Below are 12,620 nucleotides of genomic sequence, written 5' to 3' on the forward strand. Positions count from 1 at the left end.
ATCACTGTTCACGGATCGTTGATCAAGCCGAAAACGTGTTGTATTTCACACACTTACAACGGTTCAAATCTGAAGAAATTCTAAGCTGGAGCTTTCCGATCACCCTCTGGTCATGCGCGAGACCAAGCTGCCCCAAAATGGAGCCCGGCCCTGGGCAATTCTTATAATACTAATTGCATTACCCCGAACAACGGAGCCAGGGGCGGAGCTGAAGATCCGCTTCCAAGCGTTGAGTTAATTTCCGCTTCCCACCCTTCACAAACCCTTGGAAGGTCCGCTTCCCGGCAGTTTGACGGACGGCGACTGAAGACCGGGCTGGGTGGGTTGTGACCACCTGCTTTTGATCGGAGAGTTGATGCTGCAGACGTTCGACGTCGATCAGACGGCTGGACCACATCTTCGGTCCGTCCGGTCTCCTCTCATCAGCCTCCGATCGTCTCGATGGCATGGCGCAGCGGTTCGACCGACAAGCGCAGGAGCCCGTCCAACGGCTGATCGAGTTCGAGGACCAGGAACACCGCCCCCGCCACCGACAAGGCGCCACACAGCAGCGCTGCAACTACAATTGCGTTCGCCCGCGCGAACAAGCCGAAGCTCAAGAACATCGCCGCCAGCCACGACACGAGCACAATCAGGAATGCGGGTGGGATCGACCCGCCGGGATCCTGGGTCATGAGCACGCGCGTGGCAGCGATGCCGTCGGCAAGTTGGCCTGCCCGATCCCGGGCAGAACGTTGCCCCTCGCTCTGCACGGTGAGCGCTTGGATGCGGTCCGGAAGACCGAGCAACCGGGCGTCACGCACGGGACGGGCGAGGCTCCCGTCCTCGTTCGGCTCTGCCGCCGCGCGATGTTGCAGTTCGTCGATCAGGGCCGCACGCAACTGGTCACGGATCTCTCGCGCGTCCACGCCGTAGCGGCCAAGCGCGCGGTCGAGCGCGACGACATCGGCGGCGATGCGGCGCAGCTGTCCGCTGCGCTCATCATAGTTCGACTTCGCCGCGGCGATCATCAGGCCGAGCACCAGCGCGGACAGGGTCGAGAGGAAGGCGGCCACAAGCCGGACGGTGTCGCGGGATTGCCCATCGATCTGCCCGGCCGGGAGGCGTTGGCCGAGGACGAGGCCGACGAGGCTTGCTGCACCGATGGCCGAGAAGACGATAACCGCGGTCACCAAAGCCCCCACGAGCCCGTTCCTCCGCCACTCCGGACCGATCTCGGATGATCCTCAGGTCGGCATCACCGGCACGAGGCCGTGGCGCAGCATCACCGCGCGCATGGCCTCGGGGTTGGCATGGCCCCCGTTCACGAGTGCGGCGGTCTCCTCGAAGTATGCTCGGCCAAGGACGCCAGGCGTTAGGATGCTGAGGAAGACCGCGGCTTGGTCCAAGCGGTTGGCAAAGCCATGCACGACTCCCCGGGGGATAAAGATGGACGCCCCTGGATCGACGGCGACATCCCGACCGGCGACCGTCCACGTCGTCGTCCCGGATAGGCCGTAAACGGTCTCGTCCCAGCTCTCATGGTAGTGAGCGATGGGCATGCCGGCGCCGGGTTGCACGGCGGTCGTGAACAGATCGAGACCGCCGCCAGTCCCCTGGCCATCTTGGAGGAAGCATAGCTCCAGGCCCCCGAAGCGAATGGGTGTCGGCATGGCGGCCTCCTCAGGCATGCTGTGCGCGCTTCGCAACTGGCGCTCGGTCAGCGTGCGTCGCGATCCGGGCGAGATAGGCTGCAATCGCTTCCGGCTTCGCGGCCGAGCAAGCGAGGTAGCCGTCAGGGCGCACAAGGGAGATCGTCCCCGCGTGCAGCGCCGGTCGAACGTCGGCCTCGACGAGGTCGCCGAACTCGGTGACGATGTCGTCGATCGCCGCGCTCGGTTCCGCGAAGAGAGCGAACTGTGGCGCCACCCCGGCTCCGACCGGCACCTGTCCGGCGACCGGGGGCACGCGCTCGCCCGGCCGCACGCCCTCGCGCGCACTCGGACCGTTGAGCGGGCTGTTGGCGTAGTGGATCGCCACCTCCGACATCGTGTCGGCCACGCCGTGCGAGACGCTCGGTAGGCCGAGCAGCAGACGCCCGACCGCGTTGCGAACGCCCTGCGCAACGGGGTTCTTCAGGGTGGCTACGCTCGTGAGCCGTTCGGCCGCCTTAAGTACCTCGTCGCCGACCGCGCTGCGCTCTGAGCTATAGCTGTCGAGCAGGGCTTCCTCCGCTCGACCGTGCACCACAAGCGCCAGCTTCCAGGCGAGGTTCACGGCGTCCTGCATACCCGTGTTCATGCCTTGGCCGCCCGCGGGGCTGTGGACGTGTGCGGCGTCGCCCGCGAGGAAGGCCCGCCCCTGGCGGTAGGCGGCGACCTTGCGGCCGTTGATGCGGAAGCCAGACAGCCAGACCGGGTCGAACAGCGTCGTGCCGGCGGGGCCACGTCGGTCGACGAGGGCTTGCACCTGTTCGAGCGTCGGCACCGGGGCGGTCTTTGCATCGGTGTAGGGCAGGTCCCCGATGATGCGGTAGCGGCCGGCCTGGATCGGAAAAATCAGGAGGACGCCGTCACTGTGCCAATGGATCGAAGCGTCCGTGTCGGTACGAGGATAGCCCGTCATGTGCACGTCGGCGAGGAACCAGTCGCTCAAGAGCGTCTCGCCTGCGAACGGCATGTCGAGCGCGTGGCGCACGGCGCTGTGGGCACCGTCGCAGCCGACCAGCCAGTCCGCCCAGACCGTCTCCTGCGTGCCATCGGCGCGCTGCAACGTGGCTTCGACGCCATCGGCACCCATCGTGAATGACGTCGCCTGCGTGCTACGCTCAACGGTGAGACCCTGCTCGACGAGACGCTCCTCCAACAGCCGTTCGGTCTCGGACTGAGGTATGGCCAGCGCGTAGGCATGAACGCTCGGGATGGCGTCCATGGCTACGCGACCAACGACTTCGTTGCCGGCCACGAACGTGACCCCCTCGACCTTGAACCCTGCGTCAACGAAGGACGCCGCACCTTGAGTACCGCCGCGGTCGAGGAGTTCGAGCGTGCGGCTCCACAGCACCATAGCCTTCGACTTGTCGGTGCGCTGCGCCGCCTGATCGACGATGCGCACGCCGACACCGTAGCGTGTCAGCTCGGACGCGAGCGTCATGCCGACGGGGCCGCCGCCGACGATGAGAACGGAAGGCGTCATGGGCTTCTCCAGATCGCAGTATCGCAGGAGTGCGCCCTGGGACGACCGCTAAGCGGGTCCGGAGCCTCCGACGATGAGGTGCAGCGCGGTCTTGATCATGCCGGCGGCGCGCTGCTTGCCGTCCGGACGTCCGGTTGCGAGGCTGACGACGGAGAGCCCCACAGACAGGGCGTGTAGGAACCGAGCTGACTCCTCGGCCACGGGTGAGCCGCTGATGCGGCTGAGGAACGCCGTCACATGGGAGGCGATACCGTCGACCAGTTCGCCGAAGAGTTGGCGCAGCTGCGGCTCCTCATCGCTGGCCTGAACGAGCGCCATGAGCACGCGGGTGTTTTCGTAGCGGGTGACGAGTTCGGCGATGGCGCCGGCTGCTTCATCGAGCGTGGTGAGGGAACCCAGCGTGGCATCGACCGCCGCGAGCTGGCGGTCCACCGCAGCGCGACCGACCGCGGCGAGCAGGTCGAGGCGGGTCGGGTGATAGTAGGTGATGTGGCTCTGGCGCAGGCCGGCGCGGGCAGCGACGCGCGGCTGGGTGAAGCCGACGTAGCCGTGCTCGCGCAGGGTGGCGAGGCCCGCTTCGAGGATCTGCTGTCTGCGCTCATTCACCGACTCGCCTTGGTTGGTAGACATACCAAACACCGATCCGCAGTACGACGTCAATGGCATTCCTGCGAGGCATGTACCCGAATGGCGGTGGGCAGGAACAGTTCGTCAGTGCGGTGGATGAGGTGACAGCGATATTTGCTGAGGAGGAGCGTTCGGACACGTCCCAATGGCCAACTGGGTTGAATGCTGAAGGTCCGCTTCGGGGCGAAAGGCCGAGGTCCGGTTCCCAACCGGAGCCGAAGTTGCCAGAGGGCTGGCGAACGGTTCCTTTGGAGAAACGCTGACGGCAGCTCAGGCGGCTGGGTTGGGTCGAGATCGGAAGGGCTGCTCGGGGTGGGTTTCTGCCGATCTGCTTTCGGGCGTCGAGGCAGGAAAGCGGACGTAGTTACTCCGCCCGCTCCCGATCCACCTAGGAGCTCAGAGGGCCCGATCTGCGGCAACTCGATACGGCTCGACGACATGTTCTGGCAGCAAAGCGACCTTTAGTTCAACGCGCTCTGCCTCGCCTAGGATATGTCTGCCGTACGATCTACTGCAGGACACGGTCATATTCCTTCCGAACTAGTGAGCCTCTTCAGGGCCGGACGTAATCAGAAATACGGTCCCAAGTCAAAACACGTAATTTTCTATTTGGATAGAAGTATTTCTCCCGCACTCTCAAAGCAGTTCGGGCAGCTGGCAAATTTCCCCCACCCCTGAGCAGGCGCCCAAGCGTTCCTATAATCACACCGCCAATGTGGATGTTGTCCTGATCAACGATATTCATGCGTTGACGGAACCGCGCATTTCCAACAGCCTCATCATAGTAATGCAATAATTGATTCTCGGCAGCTATAAAATCGCGGGTCGGCTGGCAACGATTTGCGGTGACCGTCTCAAAGAGGTGGCATTGAGGCGCTTTTAGCTCAAATATATAGGCATGACGAGAATTTTGATTTGTGTCATCAAGAATATCCGCCGCAATGATGAAGTCAGTGCGTCCAAAGAAATTACGTTCTTCCGTTGCTGCAACTATGCTCGAGGGATCACCGGGCAGGAGAAGACCAGCAGCGTGAATTAAATACGCTTGACACTCCAATTCCTTATGGTCGACTGGCTCGTCGATGAGCGCACGAAATGATGCCCATTCTGCAGTAGTCAACGTCACGACTTTAAGCTCGCGAGGTGGCGGGTAAGCAGAAGGTCGAATACGTCTCCGGCGGTGCTCGACGTCAGCTCCCGTCCAAATCGCAGGATGTATAGCGCGCCAACTGCTGACCAACCTTGCGCGGTTGACGCTTCCTCCCACCGTACGACCGGGTGCTCGACGGTCGCAGCAGCGTTATGCTCCAGCCCAAGTGCGAACTGTTCGCCTGAGAGAGAAAACTGATCGCGTAGAATGATCCCTCTTTGGTGTGCACCTACTTGGACAACTGCCCGACTTGAATGTGACGCGAGCAATCTCGGAAAGGCATTGTCATGTTCCCGGTGTCGACGTTCGGCGTCAGCTATCGCCGCCTCAGGCCCAAGTTGCAGTACAACATAGTCGTCGATCGTCCAGAGACGTTGCATGACGTCGTCGCCAAACACTGACGATGCAACGGCGTTCCTCCCACCTCGCAATCGCCGCTCGACGATGTCGTCGATCTGATGGAGTTCGTCCGCAGCGAACGCGGGAAAGGCTTCGAGTTGTCGTTGCAACATAGAACCAACGAGATCGCGAAGATTGGTTAGGTCCACATGCCCCGATTTTGCAGTGATATCTGCCCTTGCAAGTGCATCCAAATATTCAGCGCGTCGGTGTAGGAGTTGCTCGGGGATTGTTGGAGTCCCCGGCAGTACTCCGCCCAATTTGATATTAAGGACAAGATAACTAAGGGCGCGGGCAGTTCGGCCGTTGCCGTCTACAAAAGGATGGATCCAGTTTAGACGCCAAAGAGCGAAAGCCGCAAGTTCTAGCGCATCAAGCGTCCCCCATTCCGAATTTATTACATCACACATGCTATCTAGCTCACGGCGGAGCAGATTGGGGGCAGGTGGACCAAAGTTGCTGCCGCGAATCGTTACTTCTTCAGTGCGGATGCCACCGGTATCGCCCCGCGTGAGAAGCGCACTGTGCAGAACCTCAATGATTGAAGGATCGAGCATAAATTTGGGCGCGCCAGGCTCAGTAAAGCGACGAATCAAATCTAGGGTGGCATCAAACTGTCGAACGGCACCCTCTGCCTCGTGCCGGTGAGTGACAGAATTCGGCGTGAAGGTTGCTCCGATATTGGTCCCACCTACGTCGGTGATAGCCGGAACCACCACAGACATTGTCGCCCGTGAGAAGCCCTCTCCGTCGATGTTACCGTTTCCATAAGCGAAACTGATCCGTTGCTCTTGCACCTCATCAAGGTCAATCGCTCGCTGATTTCTTGCGGTGAGCAGACGCGCTACGGCAGGAATCAGTTCATCTCCGGCCATGTTTGAGCATCCTAAAAGGCCTCTATCGGTCTACCATCGGCGGCAAATTTCGCTGCGTTCATAGGCGAAACGCAGTTGGCTGGCACCTCGCAATTGCGCAACTGCCAACCAACGTAGCACGCCGTGGTCTAACATGCATCGGGACTGCCTATGGATGCCGCTGTGGCAGCGATTGACCGCAACCACAGACTGCACCGAACTCATTGGTCGTTGGATGGACACCGACAACAATGGAGACGCCATGTAGGCTATCGGCCTACCCGCGCCGTAGAGCTGGGTGGGGCAGGCAACCGATGCACTGGATCGAACGATACGCACGCTGAGCTGAATGGCGGCCTTCGGGAAGAATGCTAATGGTGGCAATTCACCCCGGGCCGAAGTTGCCGAGCAGTCGACGAGTGTCTGCTTCTGGGATGTGCCAATATTCGTCCGTATGGCGGCTGGTCAGCCCCCATTGAATTGGTCCGCCCTTTGGTATGGCTTTTGAGCCTGGAGGACGGACGAGATGGCAAAACACCCGAAGCCCGAGGAGATCGTCGCGAAGCTACGTCAGGCGGACGTGCTGATCTCACAGGGCCAGAGCGTGGCCGATGCGATCCGCGCGCTCGGTGTGAGTTCGGTGACGTACTACCGGTGGCGACGTGAGTTTGGCGGGCTGAAGTCAGATCAAGTTCGACGGATGAAGAGTCTGGAGACCGAGAATGCTCGGCTTCGAAAAGCCATCGCCGATTTGACGCTGGACAAGCTGATCTTGCAGGAGGCGTCCCGGGGAAACTTCTGAGCCCTGCGCGCCGACGCGCCTGTGTCGAGCACATCATGCGGACGATGACCGTCTCCGAGCGCCGCGCTTGTCGGGCGCTCGGACAGCATCCCTCATCCTGAGCCTGTCGAAGGATCGACACAGCGCAAGGTACCGCGGGGCCGCGATGATGAAGAGGCGCTGACGGCCGATCTCGTGGCGTTGGCCGAGAAGTACGGACGCTATGGCTACCGCAAGATCAGCGCATTGCTGAAGGCGGCCGGTTGGTTCGTCAACGACAAGCGCGTCGAGCGCATTTGGCGGCGTGAGGGTCTGAAGGTCCCAGCTAAGCAGCCCAAGCGGGGGCGGATCTGGGACAACGACGGCTCCTGCGTCCGTCTTCGCCCGGAACATCCCAAACACGTGTGGTCGTATGACTTCGTCGAGGCCCGCACGCATGATGGACGCAAGATCCGGATGCTCAACGTGGTCGATGAGTTCACGCACGAATGCCTGGCGATCCGGGTCGCCCGCAAGCTGAAGGCAACCGACGTCATCGACGTGCTCTCGGATCTGTTCATCCTGCGTGGCGTACCTAGCCATGTCCGTTCGGATAACGGCCCGGAGTTCGTTGCGAAGATCGTACAAGCTTGGATCACCGGCGTCGGAGCAGAGACGGCCTACATCACGCCAGGCTCACCGTGGGAGAATGGCTACGTCGAAAGCTTCAACGCACGGCTTCGCGACGAACTCCTCAACGGCGAGATCTTCTACACACTCAGGGAAGCGCAGGTCGTCATCGAAAGCTGGCGACGTCACTACAACGGCGTGCGCCCGCATGCATCGCTGAGATACCGGCCGCCGGCCCCGGAGGTGTTCGTGCCAGCCTTCACCGCTTGGCCGGCTGCGCTCGCCCGATCAGCTCCGCCGGCCAAGCTACCCGTGGCGGAGCGGCCCACCGTGCACTAACTTTACCCTTGGACCACCTCGTGGGGGCCGATCAACAACAAGGCGGGTGACCTCATCATGTTGAGGGATACCTATCGCAAAGAGCGCGCTCACTTCGAGTGTCGTCTGGACGACGGTTTTCTTGGCTTTCACGGTCGCCCGTCCAAGGCTTGGACCATGTTTCGCGAAGTCGCACAGATCGCGAATGATCCCAAGATCGGGATGCATCGCAGTGACCTGACTGCGATAGCTCGTGTGGTCGGGCTGGCTGTACACCTTCGACGGTACGGTGCCGTCGTATGTGCTGAACACGATCTCTGACAGGTGGTTAGTCCAGACACAGCAATTAACTTCAAGACGGATGCTGTCGATATTTTGTCGATATAGATTGCGCTCCTCAATGAGGATTTCGAGGTGTTGTCGTGGGGCCAGACCGAAGCTCATAGAACGATTGCCATCATCTCAGGTGACCGAATTAGCCTCGTAGAAATACCGTCTTAGCTGATCGCCCTATGTAGTGTAAGCCACTGATCTCACTACTCGGAGCGACCGATGCCAAGCCCGCTCAGAAAATCTGCTCTGGCACCTAGGCCCAGCCGTCGAGCGATGGCGGCTAAATCCGTGTCCGCGACCATGCAGAGGGTTCACGCCCCGCCGGATGCCACGATCCCGGCCGGCGCCGACAAGGAGCTGCGGGCGGAGCAAGACGTCAGCCGCGTCGAGATGCTGATGCTGAAGGGCGTGGTCCGGCCGGACATCATCGCCACCATGCTCGGGCTCGGGACCCGACAGGTGCAGCGGTATCAGGAACGCGTAGAGGCGCGCTGGACCATCACCGGGGGAGGGCGGAACATAGCCCGGTTCCGCGGCGAAGCCCTGGCGCGGCTCGATCTCGTGGAGAGCCAAGCCTGGGCGGCCTATGGCGCGATCGACAACCAGCGGGATCCTAGCGTCCGAGACCGCGTGAAGGTGCTCGCGCTGATCGCCAGCCTTCAGGATCAGCGGTCGGCCCTCCTAGGCTTGTCGCCCAAGGTCATCGAGCGGATCGGCACGCTGCCGGAGGCGTCGTCCGAGGTGGTGTCCCGGATGTCAGCGCAACGGGACCTCGCCACCATGGCGGCCCGGCTGTTTGAGATCCTGGCGGAGCGCCGGGCAGCCCTAGGCGACGTGATCAATGCGGAACCGGCTGACGCCGAGACTGCGAAGTGATCGTGCCGACCATTGAACCGGGGTTCAAATTCTGGTTCCGGCCGGTGTCTGCTTCGGGTGGCTTCCCGTCATTCTGCTTTCGGGCAGTGATCGATGGAAGCGGACATCGCCTACGCGCCCGCTCACGACCCGGAGCAGCCGCCCTGAATGTCTGCCTCTGGGCACGCTAACTCTGGTATCCGACGCCGACGACGACGACGCCGCGCTTTCGCCATTGGGTCCGAGGCCACATCGCCGCAGAATGGAGGATAGCCCTTGAGCCAAGCCCCTGATGATGAGCCGCCCGTCGCCCTTGTGACCGGGTCCACCTCCGGCATCGGAGCGGCAATAGCTCGTCGGCTGTCCAGCGATGGCTACGCGATCGTGTTGCACTCGCGCAATTCTGCGGACACGGGACACGCGCTCGCCGCCGAACTCGGGAAGGCCGCCTACGTCCAGGCCGATCTTGCCGATGACACCGACAGGGTCAGGCTGGTGCGGCAGGCCATCGCCCGCTGGGGTCGTCTCGATGTTCTGGTCAACAACGCCGGCATCAGCCGGGTCATCCCTCACGCCGACCTCAAAGCCGCTTCGCCGGCGGTCTGGCACGAGCTGTACGAGGTCAACGTGGTGGCACCGTTCCGCCTCGTGGCAGAAGCCGAAACCGCCTTGCGGGATGCCGCCCGGCGCGGTCGGCCGGCCTGCGTCGTCAACGTCAGTTCGCATGCTGGGGTCAGACCCAAAGGCGCATCGATCCCCTATGCTGCATCGAAGGCGGCGTTGAACCACATGACCCGTCTGCTCGCCGTATCGTTAGCCCCGGACATCCGTGTGAATGCCGTCGCCCCAGGCTTGGTGGACACCCCCCTGACGGCGGATTGGACGGCTGCCCAGACGCTGTGGCGGGAGCGTTCGCCCATGCGCCGGGCTGCCAAGCCGGAGGACATCGCCCAGGCCGTCGCACTGCTGGCGGCGTCGGACTATCTCACCGGAGAGATCTTGCTCTCGGATGGAGGTTTGAACCTCACGTAGTGGGAGTGGAGCCAAGGTCCGCTTTCCGGCCATGAGGTGAAGACCGCTCACCACCCGTTGCGGACTTCACGGGTGGGTTATCTAGCGTCAGATTTCGACCACTAGGGTCCAACCGGTTCGCTTTCGCCGGCCCGGGCCAGCGGAGCAGACGAAGCGAACTCGGCGGCAACCGCATGCAATCGGGCGAGGTCGTCCTGCAGCTGTTGCCAGATCACGGGCGCCTTCTCCTTGAGGCGGTCCGCTCCGGTCTCAAGTCCATCGACGGGCAGAACCACGATGCCACCCTTGCGGAGGCGGCCAACCAGGCGCTGAAACGCGGCCCGGCTCTCGGTGTAATAAGCGTCGAGGTCATCGTCGCTGAAGAAGGCGTCGACGAGCTGACTGGGAGATCGCCTCGTCGGGATGCCGACCGCGTTCGGCTCACCCCGCATCTCGTCCGGCCGGCCGCGCAAGCCACGACGCTCAAGATTGTCTGCGAACACATAGAGCCGATCTCGCTGGTCGCGGAGCATCATCCGCGTGACGCGCCCTCCCATGTAGATCGGCATTCCCGAGCGCCTCCTCCGTTCTCCCCTCGTTCGATAGGGGTTTTCATTCGTCTGCCACCGTTTATGGCTCGATGAAATGCGGCACGAGCTGCGCGGTGTCGTTGGAGATCGGCCCGGCACTCTCGCGCAGAATGATCCCGGCCGGCTCGTCGCCGACCACCCAGGAGCCGATCACGACGCGCCGGCCGTCGAATTCGGGGATCGGCGCCAAAGCCTGACGCACGTAGCCGCTCTCTGCATACGGCCCGTCCTCCGTCGCGGCGACCTGGCCGTCGGTGACGATCGTCACATTGGCGCCCTCGCGGCCGAGCAGCGGTTTGCGGGCGAAGCTCTTGCCGAGCTCGAACTTGCGCGGGTCGTCCTCGAAGTAGGCCGGCAGCAGGTTTGGATGGCCCGGGTGGCGCTCCCAGAGCAGAGGCAGGATGCCCTTGTTGCTCAGCACCATCTTCCAGGCCGGCTCGATGAACGTGGTGCCGGTGGCGGCGATCGCTGGTCCGAAGCCATCGCGCAGCATCCACTCCCACGGGTAGAGCTTGAACAGCAGGTGCACCGGCGCGTCGCTCCTGTCGACGAAGGACGACCGGTCGCCTTCCTGGTGCAGGCCGATGTCCGACACGTCGATCAGGCGTACCTGAAGGCCGGCTTGGGCAGCGCAGTCGGCGAGGTAGCCGACGGTCCCGCGGTCCTCCGGAAACTCCGTCATGCAGGTCAGGTGCAGCACGTCGCCGACCCGGCTTCGGATCAGGCAGAGTTGGGCCACCAGGCGCTCGTGGACCGAGTTGAACTGATCGGCGTCCGCCGGCAGTGCGCCGCTCGCGCGCAGGTCCTCCAGCCACCGCCACTGGAACACCGCCGTCTCAAACAGGGCGGTGGGGGTGTCGGCGTTGTACTCCAGCATCTTCGCCGGACCGGTGCCATCGTAGGCCAAGTCGAAGCGGCCGTAGAGGTGCGCGTCGCGGGCGCGGACGCTGCGCGTCACTAGGGCGTGCGCCCAATCCGGGATGCCGAGGCGGGTCATCAGCGCTGGGCTCTCGGAGATCTCGGCAGCCAAATCGAGGCAGAGCTGGTGCAGCGCGGCGGTGGGCGCCTCAAGGTCCTCCTCGATCTGCGCGAGGGTGAAGCTGTAGGCAGCCGACTCGGACCAGACCGCGTGCCCGTCCTCATCGGTGTGAAAGTGGAAGCCGCTCTTGTCGGCGAGCGCGCGCCAGCCCGGCCGAGGCGTGAAGCTGTGGCGCCGCATCACGAACCTCCACCGAACCTCGCCATGGCCCGTCCGATCGAGCCGAAGCCGCCGAACGACGTCGTGCCAGCTGGCGCTGCAGCACGCACCGCAGGTCCAGCCGCGGCATAGGCATGGGCTGCCGGCGTCGCCGGCCCGTAGGACGAGCCGCCGCCGTGAAAGAACCAGAAGATCCCAGCCCCGCCATGGCCACCTGAGGACGAGGCGTGCCCGGTGCTGGCCGCGGCGACCGGCGCTTGCGGGTCGTGGCATTCCGGACGCGGGAAATCCTCCGGACGGTCGCAATGGGGCTTCGGGACCGGAAGGGCGAGGCTCTCGGCGAACTGCTGCGGCGTCGGCTGGGGTGGGGCTGACCGATCGTCCTGACACCCGGCGAGCGCCGTCGTGCCGAGGAGGACGAGGGTGACGTGGCGGGAGCGCTTCATGATGCGGTTATTGTATCCGCGTGCCGCCCTCTTCACAAAGAAGTCAGCCGCATCAGACCGACGTCAGTCGGGGCCGAATGCTTGTGGGGCGGTAGGCCGTCTCGACGTGGCGCGGATGCCCTTCCGCCCGTCTTGCAAGCCGCGAAGTAGCGCCACCGACTGCGGAAGGGCAGCTCTCGGCCGGCGTATCCCGTCAGTGCCCGCTTCGGCGACCTATGGCAGAACGGCCTCGTCTGTCATTATCTTTCCTGGTCGAGTAGACCGCCGCCGAAGCG

General features: G+C 63.2%; 12 protein-coding genes and 1 pseudogene. 3 read left to right on the forward strand and 10 right to left on the reverse strand.

Features of this window, described 5'->3' with window-relative positions; all coding sequences use genetic code 11:
- Positions 1 to 422: 422 nt before the first annotated feature.
- The 6 genes from MKL09_RS31480 to MKL09_RS31505 form a co-directional block, all read right to left on the reverse strand.
- The gene (locus MKL09_RS31480; RefSeq protein WP_243962918.1) at positions 423 to 1,172 is read right to left on the reverse strand and encodes a hypothetical protein; all 750 of its coding nucleotides are present in this window, start codon (positions 1,170 to 1,172) and stop codon (positions 423 to 425) included.
- Positions 1,173 to 1,226: 54 nt separating this feature from the next.
- Positions 1,227 to 1,652, reverse strand: coding sequence for a cupin domain-containing protein (locus MKL09_RS31485; RefSeq protein WP_243962919.1), 426 nt, complete (start codon positions 1,650 to 1,652; stop codon positions 1,227 to 1,229).
- Positions 1,653 to 1,662: 10 nt separating this feature from the next.
- Positions 1,663 to 3,174, reverse strand: coding sequence for an FAD-dependent monooxygenase (locus tag MKL09_RS31490; protein ID WP_244025876.1), 1,512 nt, complete (start codon positions 3,172 to 3,174; stop codon positions 1,663 to 1,665).
- Between the two features lie 48 nt (positions 3,175 to 3,222).
- Positions 3,223 to 3,834 (reverse strand): TetR/AcrR family transcriptional regulator, encoded by a 612-nt coding sequence (locus MKL09_RS31495; protein ID WP_244025877.1) that lies wholly within the window; start codon positions 3,832 to 3,834, stop codon positions 3,223 to 3,225.
- Positions 3,835 to 4,354: 520 nt separating this feature from the next.
- Complete coding sequence (locus tag MKL09_RS31500; protein WP_244025878.1) at positions 4,355 to 4,927, reverse strand: Shedu anti-phage system protein SduA domain-containing protein; 573 nt, start codon at positions 4,925 to 4,927, stop codon at positions 4,355 to 4,357.
- Entirely contained in the window at positions 4,924 to 6,225 is a 1,302-nt protein-coding gene (locus MKL09_RS31505; protein WP_244025879.1) for a Fic family protein, read from the reverse strand. The genes MKL09_RS31500 and MKL09_RS31505 overlap by 4 nt, the downstream gene beginning before the upstream one ends.
- A 505-nt stretch (positions 6,226 to 6,730) precedes the next feature.
- Between MKL09_RS31505 and MKL09_RS31510 the strand changes: the two are divergent.
- Positions 6,731 to 7,933 (forward strand): annotated as a pseudogene (locus tag MKL09_RS31510) (IS3 family transposase).
- Here the strand turns inward: MKL09_RS31510 and MKL09_RS31515 are convergent.
- Positions 7,901 to 8,356, reverse strand: a complete 456-nt coding sequence (locus MKL09_RS31515; RefSeq protein ID WP_244025880.1) for a hypothetical protein — start codon at positions 8,354 to 8,356, stop codon at positions 7,901 to 7,903. The pseudogene MKL09_RS31510 and the gene MKL09_RS31515 overlap by 33 nt on opposite strands.
- A gap of 189 nt (positions 8,357 to 8,545) precedes the next feature.
- Between MKL09_RS31515 and MKL09_RS31520 the strand changes: the two genes are divergently transcribed.
- Positions 8,546 to 9,121 carry a hypothetical protein gene (locus MKL09_RS31520; RefSeq protein ID WP_244025881.1) on the forward strand — a complete coding sequence of 192 codons (576 nt, stop codon included), beginning with the start codon at positions 8,546 to 8,548 and terminating at the stop codon, positions 9,119 to 9,121.
- Between the two features lie 255 nt (positions 9,122 to 9,376).
- Positions 9,377 to 10,132, forward strand: coding sequence for an SDR family NAD(P)-dependent oxidoreductase (locus MKL09_RS31525; protein ID WP_244025882.1), 756 nt, complete (start codon positions 9,377 to 9,379; stop codon positions 10,130 to 10,132).
- A 101-nt stretch (positions 10,133 to 10,233) separates the two neighbouring features.
- On the opposite strand, the gene MKL09_RS31530 is transcribed toward MKL09_RS31525, so the two are convergent.
- The 3 genes from MKL09_RS31530 to MKL09_RS31540 all read right to left on the reverse strand — a co-directional run bounded on the left by MKL09_RS31530 (position 10,234) and on the right by MKL09_RS31540 (position 12,345).
- The gene (locus MKL09_RS31530; protein ID WP_244025883.1) at positions 10,234 to 10,680 is read right to left on the reverse strand and encodes a hypothetical protein; all 447 of its coding nucleotides are present in this window, start codon (positions 10,678 to 10,680) and stop codon (positions 10,234 to 10,236) included.
- A gap of 61 nt (positions 10,681 to 10,741) precedes the next feature.
- The gene (locus MKL09_RS31535) at positions 10,742 to 11,920 is read right to left on the reverse strand and encodes a glutathionylspermidine synthase family protein (protein ID WP_244025884.1); all 1,179 of its coding nucleotides are present in this window, start codon (positions 11,918 to 11,920) and stop codon (positions 10,742 to 10,744) included.
- Positions 11,920 to 12,345, reverse strand: a complete 426-nt coding sequence (locus tag MKL09_RS31540; protein WP_244025885.1) for a hypothetical protein — start codon at positions 12,343 to 12,345, stop codon at positions 11,920 to 11,922. Before MKL09_RS31540 ends, MKL09_RS31535 begins: the two co-directional genes overlap by 1 nt.
- Positions 12,346 to 12,620 lie beyond the last annotated feature (275 nt).

The sequence above is a fragment of the Methylobacterium sp. J-048 genome (assembly GCF_022829515.1).
GTDB lineage: Bacteria > Pseudomonadota > Alphaproteobacteria > Rhizobiales > Beijerinckiaceae > Methylobacterium.